Here is a 22,234-nt window from a genome sequence, read left to right as displayed (position 1 = left end):
CGCTTTACTGCGCCCAGGGCGCGCTATAGCGAAATCGTGCTGTTGATACCGCTTGAGACGTTTTCCGGCTCGAACCAGCGGGCAGTGACCGTTTTGGTTTGGGTCCAGAAGGCAATCGCCTGCTTACCGTTGGGCCCCAAGTCACCCAGTTTCGAGGCCCGAGAGCCGGTAAAGCTGAAATAAGCCACCGGCACTGGAATCGGCACGTTGATACCGATTTGGCCCACGTCGATGTCGGTCTCGAAGCGCCGTGCTACCCAGCCCGAGTTGGTGAAGATCGAGGTGCCGTTGCCATTTGGGTTGGCATTAATGAACGCGATGGCGTCGTCCAGCGTCTCGACGTTGACAACGCACAGCACCGGGCCAAAAATTTCCTCGCGATAGATCGTCATGTCTGCCGTCACATCGGAAAACAGAGTCGGTCCGACGAAGTTACCATCCGGGTAGCCGTCGACCGTGTAGCCGCGACCATCCACCAGCAGCGTGGCGCCCTCTGCTTCGCCTGCGCTAATCAAGCGCTCGACGCGGGCCTTGGCCTGTGGCGATACCAGCGGCCCTAGGTCCGCTTCACGCTGAGTACCCGGCCCCACGGTCATACTGCGCGCACCGGCTTCGATATCTTTGATCCACTCGCGCGCCTCTCCCACCAGCACGACCACCGAGTTCGCCATGCAGCGCTGACCGGCGGCACCAAAAGCAGAGCCCAGCAGGCTATCGATGGCTTGACTACGGTTGGCATCCGGCATGACGACACAGTGGTTTTTTGCGCCCATCATGGCCTGCATGCGCTTGCCTGCGGCGGCAGCGCGGTTGTACAGCAGTGACCCCACATGGGTCGAACCGATGAACGACAGTGCCTTGATATCCTGATGGTCGGCAATTTGGTTAGCGACATCCGGCCCACCGTGGACCACGTTCAAAACCCCGGCAGGAATACCTGCTTCGTGCGCCAGCTCTACGAGCCGCATGGTCGAGCTGGGGTCCTGCTCGGAGGGCTTCAACACGAAGGTGTTGCCCGTGGCAATGGCCAGCGGGAACATGAAACAGGGCAGCATGATCGGGAAGTTGAAGGCCGTAATGCCCGCTCCCACGCCCAGCGGCTGGTGCATGGTGTATACATCGACGTCATTGGCGGCATTTTCGGCCAGCTCGCCTAGCTGAAGCGAGGTAATGGAGCACGCATGCTCGACCACTTCCAAGCCGCGCCCCACTTCACCTTCCGCATCCGGCAGGGTTTTACCATGCTCTTCGGTAATCAGTGCCGCCAGCTCCGCCGTGTTATCTCGGATGAGCGCCTGCAGTTTGAGCATGATGCGCATGCGTTTGCCCAGCGGCACTTTACGCCACTCTTTGAACGCCGTCTTGGCGCTGGCGATGGCGCGCTCGACCTCGTCGGACGTACAGAAGGGCACCCGGGCGACCACTTCTTGAGTCGCTGGGTTCACCACGTCGCGCCACTCTTGGCTTTGGGACATGACCGGCTGGCCATCGATATACATCGGTATTTCACGAACAGACATGATGCGTTTCCTCGGGTTGTGTTTGTTATGGGATCGAATAAGGCGCTACTAGGGTATATCAGCAAGTTGACGTAAACGTCAATTAGCCTCTGGGCAAAGATAATTTCCGCATCGAGCGACGATTTGGCTTTCCCTCTCAGTCAGGGCCTCGCTATGCTGAGACAGTTGAGTATCAGCACTCACCTTCGTGAGATGCGCTGTGGTGATCACAAGGAGGCATCCATGCAGACGTTTAGCTGCCGCTGTGGCAATCCGCTGTTTTTCGAGAACACTCACTGCTTGGCCTGTGAGTCGGAGGTAGGCTGGTGCCCCGCTTGTCGTCATATCGTGGCACTGGCACCGCTGGATAGCGGCGGCTACCGCTGCACCCATGAAGGCTGCGGTACGGCGCTGATGAAGTGCCACAACTACGCCGTCGAAAACGTTTGCAATCGGATGGTCGTGATGGCCGAAGGGCACGCGGATACGCTGTGCGACTGCTGCCGCTATAACGAGGTGATTCCCGATTTAGAGGTCGACGGCAACCGGGAGCGTTGGGCAGCGCTGGAGAGTGCTAAACGGCGGCTTTTCTATACGCTGGATTTGCTCAAGCTTCCCCATGGCGTCGAAGGCGAGGACATCCGCGTTCCGCTGAGCTTTTCGTTCATGGCCGATGCGCTGCCCGACCAAGGGCTATGGCGCTCCACGGCGAACCAAGAGAAGGTCTACACCGGCCACGCCAACGGCCATATCACCATCAACGTCAAAGAAGCCGATGACGTAGAGCGTGAGCGGCTGCGTGTCGACATGAACGAATCCCACCGCACGCTGATCGGCCATTTTCGTCACGAAATCGGCCACTACTACTGGGATCTGCTGGTCAAAGACCAAGACGAAGCCGCCAGCATTCGCGTATTCGGCGACCACAACCACCCTACCTATGGCGAAGCCCTGGAGCAGTACTATCAGCAAGGCGCGCCGGCAGACTGGCCCTCGCGGTTCATTTCCGCCTACGCCGCCATGCATCCGTGGGAGGATTTCGCCGAGACGTTTGCCTTCTATCTGGACATGGTGGCCGTGCTGGATACGGCACTGCACATGGGCCTCTCACGTGCCGAGTACGACGGCTCTTTGGAGAGCATGCTTCAGGCGTTTCATCAGGTGGGCATGGCAGTGAACGAACTCAATCGTGACATGGGCCTGCTGGACTTGGCACCCGGCGTCATCGCCCCGGCGGTGCGTGAGAAGCTGGCGTACCTGCATGAACTCATTCAACAGGCGAACGCCAGCTCTCAAGCGGCCTAGTTAATCGTTGTCATGGTCGCCTGTGTGGCTTTGGGTTTGACGCTGGGTGACCCGAGGAACGCCGTCGCCGTTCACGAAGTAGGTAGCGCTAAGCGTATCGTGGATGGCGGCAAAGCCAATTTGCAGTTCGTCCACGAAAGCGTGCAGCTTGCTCGGCGAGTGCGCCAGCGCCTGAATATCCGCATCGACCACGTCGGCCCGTACCAACGACACCGTCGCCGCGACGCGGTCTTGGCGGGGCAGTAGCTGTAGCTCGTGCCCCAAGGTTTCCAAACTACAGGCAATGGAGCGAGGCAAATGCGGATCTTGCAGCAGAAAACGCAGCACGTCCGGGCCGCGCACCCGTAGCCTGACCTGTTGACGATACATCTGATACGCGGTGAGTGACTTCAAGACGCTCATCCACTGCAGGTTCTCGAACGGCAGCAGCTCTTCAGGGTTTTGCGGCAGCAGGCTGGCCGAACGCACATCGACGATCCGCGTGGTCATATCTGCCCGCTCAAGCTGGCGGCCCAGTTTGATGAACGTGCGCGCAGGGCCGTGGCTCAAGGTGCCTTCGATCAACCCGGTCAACGTTTGGCAGCCACGAATGACGTTTTTCAAAAATGCGTCTCGACGTCGAGGGCTCACGCCGTTTTCCGCGTGGTCCGCGACGTTGAGATAGAGCTGATTGACCTCTTCCCAAATCTCGCGGGGCACTACGTCCCGGGTGGTGCGTAAGTTCTCCCGGGCGCTCGCCAGCGCCGAGAGAATCGAGCTGCCGTTTTGGGCATCGGCACACAAAAAGTGCACCACGCTACGCTCGTCGAAGCTGGAATGGCGGGCATTGAAGGCCTCCAGCGTCCCGGTCATTTCGATGAGAGGCGCCCAGCCCAGTGGCAAATGCCGAGGCAAGTCCAGCATCAAATGGCTGTTGACGCTCAGTAATCGCGCGGTATCTTCGGCACGCTCGATGTAGCGCGCCATCCAATAGAGGTTTTCAGCAACGCGTGACAGCATGGCGCTAGGCTCCTTTCTGCTCAGCGGCACCCGCCGCGTTCTCGTCGGTCTCGACGATCCAGGTGTCTTTACTACCGCCCCCTTGGGACGAATTGACCACCAACGAACCCTCGACCAGCGCCACGCGAGTGAGTCCCCCGGTGGTGACGTGGGTTTCCGGGCCGGAGAGAATGAAGGGACGCAGATCGACGTGGCGAGGCTGAGGCAAGCCGTTGGCCAGCGTTGGCGTGGTCGAGAGGGCCAGCGTCGGCTGGGCCATGTAGTTACGCGGATTTTCGTTGATCAAGCGCGCGAACTCGTCGCGCGTCTCTTTGGTGGAGCGTGGGCCGATCAGCATGCCGTAGCCGCCGGACTCGTTGGCGGGTTTCACCACCAGCTCATCCAAATGGTCCAGCACGTACTTGCGATCCTCTTCGAACATGCATAGATAACTCGGCACGTTCGGCAGCAACGGCTCTTGATCCAGGTAGTAGCGGATCAGCTCAGGGACGAAGGCGTAGACGACTTTGTCGTCGGCAACCCCTGCCCCAGGTGCGTTGGCCAGCGCGACCTTTCCTGCGCGCCAGGCGCGCATCAGCCCCGGCACGCCCAGCATGGAGTGCGGGTTGAACGCCTCTGGATCGAGGAACTCATCGTCCACCCGGCGATAGATCACGTCGACACGGCGCAGGCCCTCTACCGTGCGCATGTAAACCACGTCGTCGTCATCGACCAGCAGATCGCTGCCTTGCACCAGCTCGACGCCCATTTGTTGGGCAAGGTAAGCGTGTTCGAAATAGGCAGAGTTATAGATCCCCGGTGTCAACACGACCACCTGTGGGTCATCACCCGGGCGCGGCGACATGGCTGCCAGCATGTCGTAAAGCTGCGCGACATAGTCATCCACCGGCAAGATCTTGCCCGACGCGAACAGCTCCGGTAGTACGCGTTTGGTGACGTTGCGGTTTTCCAGCATGTACGAAACGCCCGACGGAATGCGCAGGTTATCTTCCAACACATAGAGCGTGCCATCACCGCCACGCACCAAGTCAGACCCGCAAATATGTGCCCAAACGCCATGGGGAGGATTGATGCCTACACATTGAGGTCGGAAATTGGCCGACTGAGCCAATACTTCCGCAGGGAGTACTTTATCTTTCACGACGCTCTGTTCGTGATACAGATCGTCGATAAACAAGTTCAGCGCTTGCACCCGCTGCTTCAAGCCCGCTTCCGTTTTACGCCACTCATTGGCGGGTATGATGCGGGGAACGATATCGAAGGGCCAAGCACGGTCGATCATCGCCCCTTCTGAATAAACGGTAAACGTAATACCCATCGTGCGAATGGCAATTTCTGCCGCCGTTTTGCGTTCGGCTAACTCTTCAGCGCTGAAGCGCGCCAACATGTTACATAACTCATCCGCAGAAGCACGTGGTTTGCCCGGTGCCGCCAGCAGCTCATCGTAAAAATCACGGCACGCATAGTTATTCCAATCGACTTGGCTCATGGGCGCTCTCCTGGCGCTAGGGTGGAAGCGGCAACTTCCTTAATTCAGTAGTGTAGGCCTGCCGCGTGCAATGTACGTAGCAACTTGACCATATAAACACGCAAAACTCGTACCATATTCCCCGCTATTTCAACGCTTAATCCGAGTTTGATACTCGCGTTTCTCTCTATCTAACGTTATTGGCCCCCTTGTTATGCATAAATGCACTGATACTGCTCTTTTTTAGTCATCCATTAAACTAAAGGCACCAAAAAAGTGCATGAAAGTTAATACTCATGAGGCGATGACAATTTTCCACACTCTTTAAACGTCTTAGTTCATATTGCAGCTGCAAAATGGTTCAACTCCAACGATACTTCTGTGTACTTATTTTCTTCACCGTCGCGTTACGCTGTCGTCGCGCGGTGACTTTTGGCTTTCTTTGAGGGTGGCTCATGACCATTCGCGTTGCCTTGCATCACCGCACGACCTACCGCTTCGACCGCCCCGTCAAGCTGTCACCTCATGTGATCCGGTTACGCCCGGCCCCTCACTGCCGTACTCATATCGATGCCTATTCGCTGACTATCTCTGGGGATGATCATTTTCTGAATTGGCAGCAAGATCCGTTCGGTAACTTCAATGCTCGTGTGGTATTTCCTGAACCGCGCAAAGAGCTGACCATTGCCGTCGAACTCGTTGCGCCGATGACGGTGATCAATCCGTTCGACTTCTTTTTGGATGACGTTGCCCAGAAGATTCCGTTCACCTACCCCGACGAGCTCACCAAAGAGCTTGGCCCTTACCTGGAGGTGACCGAAGCGGGACCACGGCTGCTGGAGTGGCTAAAAGACGTCTCTCTCGAGCCGACCACCAGCGTCGACTTCCTCGTCGCCCTCAACCAGCGCCTGCAGAAAGACATCAGCTACTTGGTACGCATGGAGCCTGGCGTACAAAGCTGCGAAGAGACGCTGACCCTGGCGAGCGGCTCTTGTCGCGACAGCGCTTGGCTGTTGGTGCAGATACTGCGCCATTTGGGCCTGGCGGCGCGGTTCGTGTCGGGCTATCTGATTCAGCTCACGCCGGATGTCAAAGCGCTCGATGGCCCCAGCGGCACCGACGTGGACTTTACCGACCTACACGCCTGGACCGAAGTCTTCCTACCTGGTGCAGGCTGGGTCGGCCTCGATCCCACCTCTGGCCTCTTTGCCGGTGAAGGGCATATCCCGCTAGCCGCCACCCCCACCACCGGAAGCGCTGCGGCCATCACTGGTTTTTCTGATAAGTGCGAGGTGGAGTTTGATGTGGAAATGCGCGTTGAGCGCATTCATGAAGACCCGCGTGTCACCAAACCGTACAGCGACCAACAGTGGGAAAAAATTCTTAAGCTAGGCGACCAAGTGGATTGCGAGCTCAACGAGCAGGATGTTCGCCTCACCATGGGCGGTGAGCCAACGTTTGTTTCCATTGATGATATGGAAAGCCCCCAGTGGAACACTGAAGCATTGGGTGAACATAAGCGCGAACGTGCCGAAGCGCTGCTAACACGGCTTCAAGCTGCCTACGCTCCGGGCAGCGTCATCCAACAACAGCAAGGCAAGTGGTACCCCGGCGAGCCGCTTCCCCGCTGGGCATTGGCCTGTTACTGGCGCAAAGATGGCGTGCCGCTATGGCGCGACCCGACCTGGCTTGCCTGTATGGAGGGTGCGCCCTCTGTGGCCGTCGATGATGCTATGGCGCAGCGCTTTACCCGTGCGCTTAGCAAACAGTTGGGTATTGCCGAGCGCCACTGGATTCCTGCCTTTGAAGATGCCTACTACTACCTGTGGAAAGAGCAAACGCTGCCGGTCAACGTGGACCCACGCAAAGCTGATTTGAAAGACGACGCCGAGCGCCAACGCCTCGCTCGCCTGTTGGAGCAGGATCTCAGCGCGGTCGTTGGCTATGCGCTGCCGCTACGCCACTCTATCGCCCAGTCGCATCGCTGGGAGAGCGGTCGCTGGCCGTTGAAGCGCGACCACCTTTTCCTGGTGCCCGGCGACTCGCCCATGGGGCTGCGCCTGCCGCTCTCTGCCCTGCCCTGGGCCGACCCAGAAGACCAGCCCCAGCCGCAGTCGCTGTTTGCCCCACGCCCGGCGCTGGGCGACATCCATGGCGAAGTGGCCCGCCGTAACGCCGAACAGCACCGCTTCACGAATGCCGAGCGCTTGGGGCAGACCACCCATCCAAGCCATCGTCACCCGGAAGGCGAATCGGTCCAGCAGCAGCCCAGCGCAGAGGAGGATCGAGAGCACACGATCATCCATACGAGCCTGTGTGTCGAACCCCGTGAGGGACGATTGCATGTTTTCTTGCCGCCCCTGACTCAGCTCGAGCACTACCTCGACCTGCTCAGCAGCATCGAAGAGTGCGCCCGCGAGCTTGCCTGCCCAGTCATGATCGAAGGCTACGCCCCGCCCCGCGACCCGCGCCTGGAAAGTTTCCAGATCACTCCCGACCCGGGCGTCATCGAAGTCAACATCATGCCCGCCGCCAGCTGGAAGACGCTGGTCGCACAGACCGAACGGCTCTATGACGAAGCGCGTCAAGCACGCCTAGGTACCGAAAAGTTCATGCTGGATGGCCGCCATACCGGCACCGGAGGCGGCAATCACGTGACCTTGGGCGGCGTCACCCCGGACGATTCGCCGTTCTTACGTCGTCCCGACTTGCTGGCCAGCCTAGTGACTTTCTGGCAGCATCATCCGAGCCTGTCGTACTTGTTTTCTGGGCTGTTCATTGGCCCCACCAGCCAAGCGCCGCGCGTCGATGAAGCGCGCCACGAAGCACTCTACGAACTGGAAATTGCCCTACAGCAAATGCCCAAGGGCGAGGTAGTACAGCCATGGCTGGTCGACCGCCTACTGCGGCACCTTCTCACCGACCTGACCGGCAACACTCACCGCGCCGAGTTCTGTATCGATAAACTCTATTCGCCGGATAGCGACAGCGGCCGCCTGGGGCTACTGGAGCTGCGTGGCTTCGAAATGCCTCCCCACGCGCGGATGGGACTGATGCAAATGTTGTTGATTCGCGCGCTGGTCGCCCGCTGCTGGAAAACGCCGTACCGTGCCAAACCGGTTCGCTGGGGAAGTGCGCTACAAGACCGCTGGATGCTGCCCCACTATTTATGGGAAGACTTGAACGACGTGCTCAGCGACCTGCGCCATCATGGCTTCGATTTCGAGCTGGCTTGGTTTGCGCCGTTCTTGGAGTTCCGTTTCCCGGTGCACGGTCGTCTGCATACGCCGATGCTCTCGATCGAGCTTCGCCAAGCCATTGAGCCATGGCACGTACTGGGCGAAGAGGCGACCACAGGCGGCACCGCACGCTACGTCGACTCATCGGTGGAGCGTTTGGAAGTCAAAGTGAGCGGCATGAGCGGCGACCGCTACGTCGTTACCTGCAACGGCCGTCCGGTGCCGTTGGCCGCCACCGGACGTAACGGTGAAGCCGTGGCTGGGGTACGCTACCGCGCTTGGCAGCCCCCCTCTGCGCTGCATCCGCAGATTTCGATTCACGCGCCGCTGGTGTTCGATGTCATCGACACCTGGAACCAACGTTCAGTAGCAGGCTGCACCTACTATGTGGTACATCCCACAGGGCGCAGCTTTGAAACCTTCCCTGTGAATGCGTTTGAAGCCGAAGCCCGCCGTTTAGGGCGTTTCAGCGACAGTGGCCATACCCATGGCTATCGGGTTCCTACGCCCGAAATGCCGAGTCAGGAGCTGCCCTGCACGCTGGATCTACGCTGGAACCCACGCTCATGAAACGGCTAATGCTTTCTTATCCGCGCTAGCTACAGGATAATCCGCCCCCTACCCGCTTAGGACAAACAGGATCATGACCGCCCCTGTCTCTCCCTCACTGCTCGAGCTCGGCGCTGCCGGGCTCGTTGAGGATTACTCGAATCAGCTAGGCAAGGGACAGCCCGGCACGTTTGATGCGATGCTCGATCGGCAGGGGCAACTGCGCCCCGGCTGGCAGAGCTTGCTCAACGCCCTGGAAACACTCGGCGCGGATGGCCGCTACCAGCAGCACGAAGAGATTCAGCGCCTGCTGGCGGAAAACGGCGTGATTTTCAATATGCACGAAGATACCCAGGGCCGCTCCTGGCGGCTCGACCCGCTCCCCTGGGTGATCGATCAAGTGCAGTGGCAAGCGCTAGAAGTCGGATTGATGCAGCGCACGCGCCTGTTCAATGCGCTCTACGATGACCTGTATGGCCCGCGCAAACTGGTCGACGCGGGGCTACTACCGACCCAGGCCATTCTCGCTTCTCCCCACTTTTTGCTGCCTTGCCACGGTTCGCAACCCAGCGACCGCCCCGCGATCAGCTTTCATGGCATTGACGTTATCCAAGATACCGACGGCCAGTGGCGGGTGATCGGGGATCGCCTGCAGGCCCCTTCGGGCACCGGCTTCGCGCTGGAAAACCGGATCTTGATGGCCCGCGCGCTGCCGGAGATGTACCGTAACGCGCCGCTCAAGCGGTTGGCCGGCTTCTTGGACAAGTACCACCGCACCCTGACCGCGCTGGCCTACCAGCACCGCGATAACCCAACGATCGTGCTGCTCACCCCCGGTCCTGGCAGCCCACGCTACTTCGAGCACGCGTATCTGGCGAACTACCTGAACATCGACCTCGCCGAAGGGCAAGACATGGTCGTGCGCGATAGTCAGCTATGGCTGCGCACTTTAGGGGGATTGCAGCCCGTGGATGTGGTGCTGCGCCACTGCGACGACGCTTACTGCGACCCGCTGGAGCTGCGCGGTGACTCGCAACTGGGCGTGCCGGGGCTGCTACAAGCGACCCGCGCCAGCGGTGTGGCCATGTCGAATGCGCTAGGCGTGGGAGTGCTGGAGATGGCCGAGCTAGCAGACTACCTGCCTGCCCTTTGCCAGCATGTGCTGGGCGAAGAGCTGCTGCTGCCCAATGCCGACACGAGCACTCGACCGGCCACGGCACCGGTGTTCGATGCCCATATGCAGCGGTTATCCCCAGCGACGCTCAACCTACGCTGCTTCGTCTCGCGGATGCCGGGCAGCGTCGCGACACAGCGCCAGCAGCCCAGCGACTACCACGTCATGCCAGGCGGGCTTGCATGGGTGGGTACGCCGGGGTCTCCGTCACTGAGCAGTCCGATCGTCAAAGATGTGTGGGTGACCGCAAATACGCCTCAACCTCATGTCAGCCAGCTGCGCCAAGCGCGTGGTCCGGTGGTCGCGACCCGCGATGGCACCGACCTGCCCAGCCGAGTGGCGGAAAGCCTGTTTTGGCTGGGTCGCTACGGCGAGCGCTTGGATGCGCGCGCCCGCTTGCTGCGTGAAGCGCTGATGCGGCTGATGGAGTACGACCAGGACGAAATCGCAGACCAACTGCTGGATGAGCTGCTGCTAGCCCTCGACATCACCACGCTCCATCGTGATGGTGAGGATGCCAAACCGCCGCTCGTCGGCTTTGCACAAAAACGCACGGCGCTGTTGGCCCAGTTCGATGAACGCGACCCTCAAGCCCTGCAGCCGCTCTTTGCGAACATGCTGCGCAATGCCCGCAGCGTTCGCGACCACCTGGGAGATGACTCCTGGCGAGTCGTTCACCAACTGCGCCAGCGGGTGGATACGTTCAATCCAAGCCTCGGTGCCAGCGCCGCACGCCGCGCCTGCGAAGGGCTTTCCGCGCAGATCGCTGCGTTCTTTGGCTTGTGTAACGAAACCATGCCCCACCACTACGGCTGGCGCTTCATGGATATCGGCCGCTTCCTAGATCGCGTGCTGGGGCTGCTGTCGCTGCTCAAACTCACCCTCAACGCGCCCCACTCGCCGGGGCTGGCGCTATGGGAAGTGGTGCTTGCCACCACCGATAACTTTACCGCCTACCGGCGGCGCTACCGCAGCGAGCTGCACCCAGAAGCGATTCTCGATCTGCTGCTGTTCGATGAGACCAACCCGCGCTCGGTGGGCTATATGCTCAAGCGCTTGGAGCGGCAGATGGACCGACTGCCCGGCAGCTCATCGCCCTACCGGAATGCCGAACGGCGTTTGCTCATTCAAGCCAACGCCGCGCTGCATCTCGCCGATATCGACCGGATCAGCCACTTGGCCGATACCCCGGATGCGCAGGCCGCGCTGGAGCAACTGCTGGACGAGCTGATTGCCCCGCTCAACGCGCTCTCCGATGCCATTAGCCACAGCCACTTTAGCCACGTGGAGCGGCCGCGCCAACTTGTCAGCATGGAGCCCGACGAATGAATTACACGCTGCGGCACACCACACGCTACCACTACAGCGCGCCGGTGACGCTCTGCCATAGCGAGGCACGCGTGCTGCCGCGCAAAACCCAGCACCAGCAGTGCGGTGCATCCACGCTCACCATCAGCCCCGAGCCCCAGGTGCAGGCCGAGCGGCGCGATGTGTTTGGCAACCGCGTGCTTTACTTCGCACTAGAGGACGTGCACCAAACGCTGGACGTGACCGTCGTGACGCCGCTCAACACCCAACCTCTGGGGCCACTGCCAGGCAGCTCGCCAGCGTGGGAGCGTGTAGCCGACCAGCTGAGCAAAGACAGCCGCTTCGATCGGCAGCTCTACCGGCTCGACTCGCCGTTCATTCGTCGTAACGACGAGCTGGCGGCGTTTGCCCGCAGCTGTTTCACGCCCGGCCGCCCGCTCGTCGATGCCGCGCTGGCGCTCAACCAATTGATTTACGACACCTTCGATTACGACCCCAGCTTCACCACCCTGGCGACACCACTCAGCGAGGTGCTGGCCAACCGACGGGGGGTTTGCCAAGACTTCGCCCACCTGGCCATTGGTGCACTGCGCTCGGTCGGCTTGGCGGCACGCTACGTGAGCGGCTATTTGGAAACTCAGCCGCCGCCTGGGCAGCCACGGCTGATAGGTGCCGATGCCTCCCACGCGTGGCTGGCCGCATGGATTCCCGACTGGGGCTGGCTGGCGCTGGACCCGACCAACGGCACGGTGGCCGGAGAACAGCATCCGGTGCTGGCGTGGGGTCGCGATTACGCGGACGTAGCACCGCTCAAAGGCGTGATGAACGGCGGCGGCGACCACCGTCTAGAGGTGGAGGTGGACGTCATGCCCCTCACCGACAACAGCGCGGCCTGAGCCGCGCCCGTGGAACGATCACCGTTGAATCAACCCGTTGGTTAACCACGGCAACCACGCCAGCAGCACCAGCGTGACCAGCGTCGCCAATAGAAAAGGCAGCAGCGCTCGGAAAATTTTCAGCGGCGGCGCGCCGGTCATGGAGGACGCAATGAATAGCCCAGCCCCCACCGGGGGCGTCAGCAAGCCCATCACCAGCGTCAAGCAGACCACCACGCCAAACTGATAGGGGCTGATGGCAAACTGATTCTGGGCGATGGGCATCAAAATGGGCACCACCAAAATCAGCGCGGCAATGCCATCGATCACCATTCCCACCAGAAGTAGCGCCCCAATCACCAACAGCAGAAAGAGAAACGGGCTGCTGGTCAGCGCGGCAATCCATTCAGCGGCCATTTGCGGTAGCTGCTCGTAAATCACCACCCAGCCAAACACGCCCGCTGCGGCAATCAACATGATCACCAGTCCGGCATTGATCGCCGTGCGCGTGAGCACCTGAGGAAGCTGACTCAAACGCAGATCGCCATACACGAAGCGCCCCATCAATAGCGCCGCGAGCGAGGCCAGCGCCGCCGACTCCGTGGGCGTGGCAATGCCCATCAGAATGCCGCCGATGATAATTACTGGAATCAGCAGTGCAGGCATCCCCCATAGCGCATCGTGCAGCGCCTGTTGCCGACTGGGCCACTGCCCTTTTGGGTATTGCTGCACCAGACCCACCAGAGCGATGACTACAAAAAAGCTCGCGCCCAATAACAGCCCCGGCAGTAGCCCGGCGATAAACATCTCCGCAATGGGTACTTGGGCCATCACACCAAACAGCACGAACAGCATGGAGGGCGGAATGATCGGCGACAGCAGCCCGCCCGCCGCCGTAATCGCCGCGCTGTAGGGCGTGTCATACCCCTCCTCCTCCATCGCAGGCACCATGGCACGGGACATAATGGCGATTTGCGAGGCCGCCGAGCCAATAATCGCCGCCATCATCATATTGGCGACTAGGTTGATATAAGCCAAGCCACCGCGAAACCCGCCCACCAGAATCCGCGCCAGGGCAATCAAGCGCTTGGTGAGTCCGCCCTCGTTCATCAACTCCCCGGCCAGCATGAACAGCGGGATCGCCAGCAGGCCGTAGCTTTCAATGGCACTAAACAGCTGCTGCGGATAGGAGTCGAATAACACCGTATTGCCGGAAGCTTGGATGTACCACATCGCCGTGAGCGCTAGCACCAAAGCAATGGGGACCGCCCCCAGTAACAGCAACAGAAACACCACGACCGTCATACGCGCCCCCTCTTGGCCGTTAGCGATTGCACCAGATTCGACACGCCGTGTAGGCTCAGCGAGAGCGCAAACCAGGGCACGATCAGCCACGCCCAGAACTTCTTGATGCCGAGGGTGGAGGTGTTTTCCGCATAGATAAAATTGAACGTTTGCCCCTGGAAGGCTCGCGTATCGAAGCCGGTTTGGGCCAGCGTCAGCGGCTGGTACCAGCGCCAGCAGAGCCATACCAGCAGCAGGGCGAACAGCAGCACCATGGCATCCACCGCCACGCCAACCAGCTTTCTACCCGTTGGCGGCAGCAGGTCGCTCAACAGCGTCACCGCGATGCCCTGGCGGCGTTTCAGCACTGCCCCGGCAATCAAAAACGTCATCCAGATCATGGCGTAGATCGCCAGTTCACTGACCCAGTAAAGCGGGCTGCCCAGCGCGCGAAAGGCGATGTTCGTAAGGATCAAACACGTCACCGCCGCTGCCAAGACAGCGGCGGTGATCTCTTCACAGCGGGCCAGCCCGTTGGACAGGCGTTGCAACATGATGATTAAAGGCCTTTATCAACGGCTTGTTTGACGTTAAGGATTACTCGTCGCGCAGGCGGTCCGCCTCGGCGCGCAGGGTTTCCAGCATTGGCGCTTTGGGTGCCCAAATACGTTCCCACTCGGCAATCGCCTCGGAGAAGAACTCGGCATCGGCTTCGACGATATTGATGTCCAACCCGCGAATCTCCTCTTCCTGAGCGGCGTCCATCTCTTCGAACCCCGTCAGCACGTTTTCCAGGTGTTCGGCCATGGCGGTATCGATCAACTCACGATCTTCTTCAGAGAGCTCGCGCCAGACGCGCCCAGACACCACCCCCACCATCGGGAACATCATATGGTTGGAGATCAGCAGGTTATTCGCCTGCTCGTAGAATTTCAGAATCAGAATGGAATCGAAGTCCATGTCGATGGCGTCGACCTGCCCATTGGCGAGGGCATCGTAGACTTCCAACAGCGGCATGGGCGCAGGGGCCGCGCCAGTCGCGGTGTAGAAGTCGCGGATCGGCTCGAAGGGCGTAATTCGCAGCCGCTGACCCTGCAGATCGTCAGCGCTCTCGATGGGGCTGCGGCTTAATACTTGGCGCATGCCTACCATGCCGTAACCCACACCGACCAAGCCGACACCTTCCGGCATCAGGTCCAGCAACTCTCCGGCGGCATCGGAGCGCAGCAGGCGCGCCGCGTGATTCACGTCGTCCACCAGATACGGGGCGTAGAGCGCGCCAAAATCAGGAATGCGGTTGGAGATTTCGGCAATGGTCAGAAAGGCCATGTCTAACGCGCCGGTTTGCAGCTGCTGCACCATCTGCGCTTCGTTACCTAACTGCTGAGCAGGAAACACGCTTACGCTATGCTCACCGCCTGAGCGCTCGCTCAGCGTTTGGGCAAACGCTTCGGCTTCGGTAGACCACAGATGCTGGGCGGGGGTAATCAGCCCCAAACGGAAATCACGCGCCTGGGCGCTAACGGAAGAAACGGCCAGAGCGGCTGCGGCGCAGGCAAGCGTCAGCGTTTTCATTCGGTTCATGCAAAGCCTCGTTGTCCAGCCAAAGCGCCATACGGCGCTTTGGGTGTTTTTTTAATTAGCGGCTTTGAGAATACCTTAGCGATGGCGTTTATGGCACCCGCCATTGCGCTAACGCAGCGTAGCGCGGTCGGCTACTTAGGCAGCTTCGTAGGCGGCTTTCAAGCGATAAAACTCGTCGACAATGGCCGCCATTTCGGTGGCATCGTAGTCACACAGCCCGCTCACCACGAGCTTCTTCGAGCCCACGCCGACCGATTCACCGGCAGACTCGATGGAAAACTCCAACAAGGCATCGGCACGCTTGCCTTGTACGTCTAACGAGGATTGCGTGAGCGCCAAGTTGGGCGAGAAGCCATCCAAACGCTCCAGACAGAACCCCATGCTGTCGTAAATCACTAACGGACGTTTGGGGTTGAACATCACCCCATGCTGCTCCATAAGCGGTTTGAGATAGTGGGGGAAGTTCTTACCCGAAAACGCTACGTAGCAGCGGGCAAACCCTTCTACCACCGCTTCATCGCGGGTCATCTCGCCACTACGAACAACCTGTAAGTAGCACTTGCCACTGTCGTCACAGACGTGGATATCCCCGTTCTCGGTTTCACTGAACTTGATGGGTGTATCGGCCCCCACCATATTGGTGAAGCGAAATTCCATTTGTCGCGACAGCCCGAACTTCACCAGTACCAGCGTAAACAGCAGGTCGCCGGGGACGCAGAAACGCCGCGCATCCGGGTTGTGAATCGGGTTGTAGTCGCCGGCCACGCCTTTAGCGAAGCGGCTGGCCTGCTCAGCGGAGATCACCACATACTCTCCGCGCTGCGCGTAAAAATCCTTGAACATGGCTTTGCTGCCTGCCTAGCGTTGAAATCGAAAACCCATAACTGCCCCACGTCGCGCATAATGCCATAAAACACGCGCCAACAGGAGTCATCTGCTAGGAAGCCCGTATGACGAGTGACACGCCCGCTACTCCACGCCGTTTTCGCCTTCTCATCGCCCTGCTGTTTGGCGCGCTAGCGCTCGTGCTGATCTGGCTGATCGGCAGCCACTGGCTTCTCAACAGCCAGTGGCTACCGCATCGAATCTCCACCATCGAAGGGGTCGAGGTGCACTGGTCTAACGCCCAGAGCCTTCACCCAGGGCGTTGGGAGGTCGACAACCTCTACCTAGCCCGGGAAGACGAAGCGCTACCGATTACCGTCGAGGCCAGCCAAGCCACCCTGTCGCTATCGCTGCTTGCCCTGCTGCGCGGAGAGCTACATATCCAAGCACTGGAAGCGAACGGTATTCGCCGCTTTACCGTCGGGGACATTGCCCTGGAGGCAGAGGGCCAGCTGAAGGTCGAGGATACCCAGTTCAGCCAAGAGACCCTTACAGTGCCTTATGTAGGTTTGGACATCACCCAAGGCCGCCTCGTCCGCTTGAGCGATCAAACCACGCTGGTGCAGGATATTCAGCTACGCAGTACGGCGTCACTGGACTCACTGTCCACCCAGCAAAGTAACGATGCGCTGACGGAGGCGCTGCTCGACGCCCTCACCGCCCAGCTTGCCATCACGGCTCAAGCGGATGCTTGGGACGTGTTCATGCCCTACCTAGAGGCGCTGCCCTGGTTGAGCCTGGCAGGCAACGGCGTATTGGAAGGTGAGCTAGCGCTTGCCGAGGGCCAACTACAGCCGGGCAGCGAACTCACATTAGCAGCCCCCGAGCTTGCGCTCTCTATCGATGAGCAGCGCTTGAAAGGTACCGACAACACGCGCCGCTGGCTGGTAGCGGATGACACACCGCCGCCGCATACCGCCACGGGCCAGGGGCGCGTCAGGCTCGCCGTGGAGGATAGGCAACTTCGCTTCGCTACTCAATTGGAAGACGTCACGCTAGCCGACACGCACCCCTACGCCACCAACACACGGCTCGCCCTTTCTACACACATCCCCAACCAGCGCCTGGATCAGCTCGACTTGCCCACTGGCGCCTCACTTGAGCTATCGGGCGAGGTAACGCGCCTGGACATGCTTGACCGCTATCTCGCAACGGCCTTCGATGGCCAAGGGATTCGGCTATCCGGCCAGGGGAGCATCACCGCGAGCGCGACGCTGCGGGATGCGCGCCCTTATGAAGCATCGCTGACCGTTCAAGCCCCCACGCTAGGCGCAGAGCTGCTTGAACTCACCGCGCAAGGCAGCGGTACGCTCGACGCGACGCTCTCCCCCGATGAGCAAGTAGCGGCAACGCTGGCCTTCACAGACGCCACGCTGCGCCATCAGGAGCGAACCTTACTGGCGAACGCAGCGCTCACGCTAGCCGCACAAAGCCCCCTCGACCCCGAACAAGCGCAACAAAGCGCCACGGCGCAACTGAGCTGGGAAGAAGCAACGCTGCCCAATATTCAAGCGCTACAACCCTACCTTGCGTCAGTGTTGCCCAGCCCTTCTCCGCTAACGTTAAACAGCGGCTCAGCCACCAGCCACGGTCAGCTTCGCTTCACGACCGAGCAACTGAGTGGAGAGCTTTATTTAGCTGGCAACGCGCTGACCACCGGCTGGCAACGAAGCGAGCAGAGCGGCACATTGGTGAGCGATACGCAGCTTGCGCTGGCCATCCACCAAGCGGCGCTGGATGGCACAGCACTGGACATCAGCGGCTCGCGGTTAAGCTGGCAGGTGGCCGACCCGCAACGTCCCGGCGAAGCGCTGGAGAGCACGCTGGTGCTGCGCGACGGTCGCTTTCAGCGCCAAAACGCCACCCCAAGCGGGCAGTTCACACTGGAGGGCAGCGTGCAGCGGCTAGGGTTTCTCAACACGTTTTTACCGGATGCCCACGGCGTATCGCTTTCCGGCAACGGTCAGCTTTTTTTACAGGGCGCGTTTATAGACGACACGCTGCAAGCCCCTACGCGGCTGCGGGTCAATGCTAACCAGCTGGAAGTGACGTTTCTCGACTACTTGGCCACCGGGCGCGGCGAGCTCACCGCCCAGCTAGATAGCCCCGAGCAAGCACAGCTTTCGCTAGGCATTCCACAGTTCGCCCTACGTCGGCAAGATGATGACCGCCCTCATCTGGAAGGCCGCCATTTTGCGCTCACCACCCAAACCGACCGCTTTAGCGATGTACTCGACGCCCCCGCTCCCGAACACTTCACTACCCGCGTTGCGCTGCCAATCACCGAGGTGCCGGACATTTCCCGCTACAACCGCTACTTGCCAGAAGATGCGGGGGTTGAGCTACTCTCCGGCAACGCCAGCCTAACCAGCGAATGGCTGCTAGAGGGGCTGCGCGCCCAAGGTGATATCACGCTGCGCGCTTTCGAAACCGAAATGGCGCTACTAGAGCAGCGCCTAAAGGGCGATGTGACGCTGCACTTACAGCTCACCGAGGGCGATATCGAAACGCGCCGCTTTGTCGCCAATGACTCCTACCTGCGCCTGGAAAACGTCTTTCGCCGAAGCGACGACGGCACTCAGGACGCAGGCTGGTGGGTGCAGCTCACCATGGAAGAAGCGCAACTCAACTGGGGTGACCCAATACAACTCACCAGCCAGCTACGGTTAGGCATGCGCGATACTGGGCTGCTGGCACGGCTATTTCTCGCCCGTGCCCGGGAGAGCGACTGGCTGGGCAGGCTTTTAAACGTGCATGACATCAACGGGCACGCCCTACTCACAGTAAGCGGCGAGCAAATACGCCTGCATGACCTCACGCTCACAGGCGGGCCGCTGCTACTGCTTTCCGATGTGACTCTAGCCGATGGCCAAGCCAACGGCGCGCTCTATGCGCGGCTGGGTGCCGTGGGCCTCGGCGTGGAGCTGAACGACAGCGAACCGGCCCTGCGCGTGCTACAACCCAAGCGCTGGTTTGACCGCTGGCGAGAGGCCCAGCGCTTTCCAAGGCCTTAGCGGCGCGTGCGTTCTCGACGAATCATACGCACGCGCTCTTTGGCTTTTTGTGGTGTAGACAGCGGCGCGTTGGCGTCTTGGTATTTAGGCGGCACCGTGACCCAGGCAAACACCGGCAGGGCCAAGTGCCAATGAATTGCCGCTAAGCGCAGGCCCAGCGTCACGCTCAATGAGGCGGCAATGGCGGATGTCAGCGGCGCATCGAGCGCCTGCAGCGCGACATAGACAATCCCGCCCGCCATGGCAGCGGTGGCATAAATCTCTTCGCGCAGCACCATCGGCACCCGCTGGGCCAGCACATCACGAATCATGCCGCCCGCCACGCCGGTCATCATGCCCATCAGTACCGCCACCACGCCAGAGGTACCCAGCAGCAGCGCTTTGTGCGTGCCGATCACGGTAAAGAGCGCCAGCCCAAAGGCGTCGGCTACGGGCAAAAAGCCCCGGGAAAGACGATGAATATAGTGAAACCCCACCAGCGACACGCCCACCGTGGCCAAGATCACCCAGAGATAGGTCGGGTCGGTCACCCAGAACACTGGCCTAACGCCCAGCACCAAATCACGCAGCGTACCGCCCCCAATGCCCGTCACCGCCGCCAGCACCAACATACCGAACGGGTCCATCCGCGAGCGGCAGGCCAAAATCACGCCCGACAGGGCAAACACAATCACCCCCGCCATATCCAACCAATAAATCACACCCGACACGCGGCTCTCCCTCATCACCTGCTGTTTAGGCGGGCAGAATATCACTCATTCGGGAAAGGTGTATGTGATCAGAGAGCCGGTCGGCTTAATAGCCGTGACGCTGCAACCACTCTTTTAGGAAAGCAATTTCACTCTCTTGAGCAGCAATAATTTCTTCAGCCAGTTGACGAATCTCATCATCTTCGCCGTGCTCCAGCACGATTTCCGCCATGGCAATGGCACCTTCGTGATGGGGAATCATACCTTGGGCGAAATCCACATCAGGATCGCCTGTCAATGCTGTCGCCATCTCTTCGTGCATACGCGCGCTGGCCGCTTGGTAGGCGGCTACCGCAGGGTTATCACTGCGAGAGTAAGCGGTATTGGTGTGCTCGCCGTGGCTACCAGAGTGGACTTGATGCTGAGCAATAGCAGGCGGCACGATCAGTAATCCTGCTAAAACCCATAAAGGAACAGCCATACGGTGTGCAAAGAGTGGCCGGGAAATTAACACTTGGCTAACAGAACTAGAGATCGGCATGGCAGCGCTCTTATCAGCAAGATAGATCATCGAAGTCTAAAACCTACAGGCTGCCCACAGGTCAAGATGCGCTAATCGCGTTACTCTGTTAATCCTCTTAGCCATTAGTCATGGAGTACACATGGACTAGCACCTTGCTTACAGCTGACTGGTACTCGTCCTGTTGTTGGGCGTACCCGAACTGACCGCTGGCGCGATGGTGCTGTTGACGCCCAGTATCGCTGCTATGGCCCAGGGCCAGCGTTAATCCGCCATCTTGTACGTTCAAGGCGATAAAGAATCTGCCATTTTGCGCGCCCAAGAAGAGTGGGAGTCCATCAAGCGGGTGCTTAGCGCTATCGGCGGTAACGAAGAGAACTCTCGCTAAAAAGCCGCTCCGGTCAGGAAAGCGGCTTAAGAAGTGGCATTGTCGGTGGTGCCAGTAGCAGCTAACGCGTTACGCCACTGGCACGGTACTGATCAGCCTATGATGCCGTGTCAGTGGCTAGAAAATGCTCCATAAACACTTGGTAGTCTTGATTCACACAGTCGGCGTAGGCTTTAGCAAGCGTTGAGACCACGCCGATAAACTGCTCCTCACGCCCTTCTAACCGCTGGCATACCGCGTCGGCAAACGGTGCGGCTTTGCCTCGGTTAAGTGCCTGCGCACCGCGCAGGTGTTCACGGGCCAGAATCTCGCCCCACTGGCGCGCCAGCTTGCGGTAGGCTTTACCGCCAGAGAGCTTATGGGTGGGGTAATCCTTTTTGAACGGTGAACGCTCGCGTACCGAAAACACCTTGCCGTTCATGGTCAACCAGCCAAGGTAGGCATCCGGGTGCTCCGCAATGGCATGGAACGCCGCGGCATGGCGAATACCTTCATTGGGAAACAGCTTGCACCACGCCTGCTGCTGCGCTTTGTCCATCAGGCGGTAGGCTTCTGGCGTGACCTGTTCTTTGATATCCAGAATCACATCGTCGTGTTCGTGATCCGCCCCGCCTTCGATCAGCACGTAGTACCGCTCGACGCCCAGTGACCCAGTGCCTGCATCCAAGCGCCGGGCGGTGTCTTTGACGAAGAAGTGCTGCGGGTCGCTCTCCTTGATGGGGTGCTGCAGCGTTTGCTGGTACTCCTGCTCAATGATGCGCCGTAGCTGGCTTGCCACATCGGCAGGCAGATTTGCGAGTTTGCCGGGGCGCTCGGCAAACTGACGCCCTTTATCTGGGTCTAGCGTCGTCCACTTCTCCAGCATGCGGGCACGGCTCTGCTTATCGGCCACCTTGCCCATAAAGGATTTGATCGGATCTCTCGCGCTATCGAGAGTAACAGCGTAAATCGGTAGTTCCTCCTCACAGTGCGCGCTCAGAGTCTCCATGTACCCTTCCAGCAGTTTTTTGAGCGCTTTATCCACCGCTTTAGGGCTTAGCTCAGCGTTCTCACGGGCATCCAACACGAGGCTAATCGCCAGCCGCCACACGTCGTACTGGTAGTCCCCAATCAACGCATCGTCGAAGTCATCCATGCCGTAGCGCACTTGGTCATCGTGATGGCCGTATGCGCCAAAGTTGTAGGCATGGGCATCGCCCTGAAGCCAGGTTTGCGTATTCGGCCAACCGCCGAACAGCGCAAAGCGCCAGTCGTGCCATACGTCTTGCCAATAAAGGTGATTTGAGCCTCGAAAGAAGCGATAGGGAGAGGCCGCCATTTTGGCGTATTTCGCCTGCCGATGCGCCGTACTCAGCGGTGCATTCGCCTTTTGAATGGCCTCAATGACCTGCTGAGGGCGGTTATGTCCTGTCAATGCGTGGCTCATACAGTCCCTTTATGTGTGCATTAAATCG

At 59.8% G+C, this 22,234-nt stretch carries 15 protein-coding genes and 1 pseudogene; 6 read left to right on the top strand and 10 right to left on the bottom strand.

Going from position 1 to position 22,234, the window contains the following annotated elements:
• Nucleotides 1-23 precede the first annotated feature (23 nt).
• On the bottom strand, nt 24-1,520 hold the full coding sequence (locus QIT27_RS04935; protein ID WP_159342858.1) for a CoA-acylating methylmalonate-semialdehyde dehydrogenase: 1,497 nt from the start codon (nt 1,518-1,520) through the stop codon (nt 24-26).
• Nucleotides 1,521-1,742: 222 nt separating this feature from the next.
• On the opposite strand from QIT27_RS04935, the gene QIT27_RS04930 reads away from it, so the two are divergent.
• Nucleotides 1,743-2,804, top strand: coding sequence for a zinc-binding metallopeptidase family protein (locus QIT27_RS04930; RefSeq protein ID WP_253017940.1), 1,062 nt, complete (start codon nt 1,743-1,745; stop codon nt 2,802-2,804).
• Here the strand turns inward: QIT27_RS04930 and QIT27_RS04925 are convergent, their stop codons facing one another.
• Nucleotides 2,805-3,803, bottom strand: a complete 999-nt coding sequence (locus QIT27_RS04925; protein ID WP_159342860.1) for an alpha-E domain-containing protein — start codon at nt 3,801-3,803, stop codon at nt 2,805-2,807.
• 4 nt (nt 3,804-3,807) lie between these two features.
• Complete coding sequence (locus QIT27_RS04920) at nt 3,808-5,292, bottom strand: circularly permuted type 2 ATP-grasp protein (RefSeq protein ID WP_159342861.1); 1,485 nt, start codon at nt 5,290-5,292, stop codon at nt 3,808-3,810.
• A gap of 434 nt (nt 5,293-5,726) precedes the next feature.
• Here QIT27_RS04920 and QIT27_RS04915 point away from each other — a divergent pair, with 434 nt between their 5' ends.
• The 3 genes from QIT27_RS04915 to QIT27_RS04905 all read left to right on the top strand — a co-directional run bounded on the left by QIT27_RS04915 (nt 5,727) and on the right by QIT27_RS04905 (nt 12,437).
• Nucleotides 5,727-9,080 carry a transglutaminase family protein gene (locus tag QIT27_RS04915; protein ID WP_285263071.1) on the top strand — a complete coding sequence of 1,118 codons (3,354 nt, stop codon included), beginning with the start codon at nt 5,727-5,729 and terminating at the stop codon, nt 9,078-9,080.
• A gap of 73 nt (nt 9,081-9,153) precedes the next feature.
• On the top strand, nt 9,154-11,562 hold the full coding sequence (locus tag QIT27_RS04910) for a circularly permuted type 2 ATP-grasp protein (protein WP_159342863.1): 2,409 nt from the start codon (nt 9,154-9,156) through the stop codon (nt 11,560-11,562).
• Nucleotides 11,559-12,437, top strand: coding sequence for a transglutaminase family protein (locus tag QIT27_RS04905; protein ID WP_159342864.1), 879 nt, complete (start codon nt 11,559-11,561; stop codon nt 12,435-12,437). The genes QIT27_RS04910 and QIT27_RS04905 overlap by 4 nt, the downstream gene beginning before the upstream one ends.
• 18 nt (nt 12,438-12,455) lie before the next feature.
• Here QIT27_RS04905 and QIT27_RS04900 read toward each other — a convergent pair whose 3' ends face one another.
• From QIT27_RS04900 to QIT27_RS04885, 4 genes are all read right to left on the bottom strand, one after another.
• Entirely contained in the window at nt 12,456-13,721 is a 1,266-nt protein-coding gene (locus QIT27_RS04900) for a TRAP transporter large permease (RefSeq protein WP_285263070.1), read from the bottom strand.
• Nucleotides 13,718-14,254, bottom strand: a complete 537-nt coding sequence (locus tag QIT27_RS04895; protein WP_159342866.1) for a TRAP transporter small permease — start codon at nt 14,252-14,254, stop codon at nt 13,718-13,720. Before QIT27_RS04895 ends, QIT27_RS04900 begins: the two co-directional genes overlap by 4 nt.
• A gap of 43 nt (nt 14,255-14,297) precedes the next feature.
• Nucleotides 14,298-15,284 carry a TRAP transporter substrate-binding protein gene (locus tag QIT27_RS04890; RefSeq protein ID WP_159342867.1) on the bottom strand — a complete coding sequence of 329 codons (987 nt, stop codon included), beginning with the start codon at nt 15,282-15,284 and terminating at the stop codon, nt 14,298-14,300.
• Nucleotides 15,285-15,419: 135 nt separating this feature from the next.
• Nucleotides 15,420-16,127 (bottom strand): DUF3581 family protein, encoded by a 708-nt coding sequence (locus QIT27_RS04885; RefSeq protein WP_159342868.1) that lies wholly within the window; start codon nt 16,125-16,127, stop codon nt 15,420-15,422.
• Between the two features lie 107 nt (nt 16,128-16,234).
• Here QIT27_RS04885 and QIT27_RS04880 point away from each other — a divergent pair, with 107 nt between their 5' ends.
• Entirely contained in the window at nt 16,235-19,183 is a 2,949-nt protein-coding gene (locus QIT27_RS04880) for a translocation/assembly module TamB domain-containing protein (RefSeq protein ID WP_285263069.1), read from the top strand.
• On the opposite strand, the gene QIT27_RS04875 is transcribed toward QIT27_RS04880, so the two are convergent.
• Together QIT27_RS04875 and copM are read right to left on the bottom strand one after the other, a co-directional pair.
• The gene (locus QIT27_RS04875) at nt 19,180-19,893 is read right to left on the bottom strand and encodes a trimeric intracellular cation channel family protein (RefSeq protein WP_285263068.1); all 714 of its coding nucleotides are present in this window, start codon (nt 19,891-19,893) and stop codon (nt 19,180-19,182) included. The two genes, QIT27_RS04880 and QIT27_RS04875, sit on opposite strands and share 4 nt — an antisense overlap.
• An 85-nt stretch (nt 19,894-19,978) precedes the next feature.
• Nucleotides 19,979-20,314 carry a CopM family metallochaperone gene (copM, locus tag QIT27_RS04870; protein WP_285263067.1) on the bottom strand — a complete coding sequence of 112 codons (336 nt, stop codon included), beginning with the start codon at nt 20,312-20,314 and terminating at the stop codon, nt 19,979-19,981.
• 322 nt (nt 20,315-20,636) lie between these two features.
• Here copM and QIT27_RS04865 point away from each other — a divergent pair.
• Nucleotides 20,637-20,777 (top strand): annotated as a pseudogene (locus QIT27_RS04865) (SPFH domain-containing protein); the annotation flags it as partial.
• A gap of 100 nt (nt 20,778-20,877) precedes the next feature.
• Here QIT27_RS04865 and QIT27_RS04860 read toward each other — a convergent pair.
• Entirely contained in the window at nt 20,878-22,206 is a 1,329-nt protein-coding gene (locus QIT27_RS04860; RefSeq protein ID WP_285263066.1) for a DUF2252 domain-containing protein, read from the bottom strand.
• Between the last annotated feature and the right edge of the window lie 28 nt (nt 22,207-22,234).

This window comes from Halomonas sp. LC1 (assembly GCF_030247125.1).
Classification (GTDB): domain Bacteria; phylum Pseudomonadota; class Gammaproteobacteria; order Pseudomonadales; family Halomonadaceae; genus Vreelandella.
The sequence above is the reverse complement of the archived record's forward strand: the minus strand, read 5'-3'. Positions and strand labels throughout refer to the sequence as shown.

What these genes read in the sequence shown, in the direction of transcription:
- QIT27_RS04885 (WP_159342868.1), bottom strand. Translation starts at nt 16,127, where the DNA reads ATGTTCAAGGATTTTTACGCGCAGCGCGGAGAGTATGTGGTGATCTCC.
- QIT27_RS04890 (WP_159342867.1), bottom strand. Translation starts at nt 15,284, where the DNA reads ATGAACCGAATGAAAACGCTGACGCTTGCCTGCGCCGCAGCCGCTCTG.
- QIT27_RS04930 (WP_253017940.1), top strand. Translation starts at nt 1,743, where the DNA reads ATGCAGACGTTTAGCTGCCGCTGTGGCAATCCGCTGTTTTTCGAGAAC.
- QIT27_RS04860 (WP_285263066.1), bottom strand. Translation starts at nt 22,206, where the DNA reads ATGAGCCACGCATTGACAGGACATAACCGCCCTCAGCAGGTCATTGAG.
- QIT27_RS04915 (WP_285263071.1), top strand. Translation starts at nt 5,727, where the DNA reads ATGACCATTCGCGTTGCCTTGCATCACCGCACGACCTACCGCTTCGAC.
- QIT27_RS04910 (WP_159342863.1), top strand. Translation starts at nt 9,154, where the DNA reads ATGACCGCCCCTGTCTCTCCCTCACTGCTCGAGCTCGGCGCTGCCGGG.
- QIT27_RS04920 (WP_159342861.1), bottom strand. Translation starts at nt 5,292, where the DNA reads ATGAGCCAAGTCGATTGGAATAACTATGCGTGCCGTGATTTTTACGAT.
- QIT27_RS04925 (WP_159342860.1), bottom strand. Translation starts at nt 3,803, where the DNA reads ATGCTGTCACGCGTTGCTGAAAACCTCTATTGGATGGCGCGCTACATC.
- QIT27_RS04905 (WP_159342864.1), top strand. Translation starts at nt 11,559, where the DNA reads ATGAATTACACGCTGCGGCACACCACACGCTACCACTACAGCGCGCCG.
- QIT27_RS04900 (WP_285263070.1), bottom strand. Translation starts at nt 13,721, where the DNA reads ATGACGGTCGTGGTGTTTCTGTTGCTGTTACTGGGGGCGGTCCCCATT.
- QIT27_RS04895 (WP_159342866.1), bottom strand. Translation starts at nt 14,254, where the DNA reads ATGTTGCAACGCCTGTCCAACGGGCTGGCCCGCTGTGAAGAGATCACC.
- QIT27_RS04935 (WP_159342858.1), bottom strand. Translation starts at nt 1,520, where the DNA reads ATGTCTGTTCGTGAAATACCGATGTATATCGATGGCCAGCCGGTCATG.
- QIT27_RS04880 (WP_285263069.1), top strand. Translation starts at nt 16,235, where the DNA reads ATGACGAGTGACACGCCCGCTACTCCACGCCGTTTTCGCCTTCTCATC.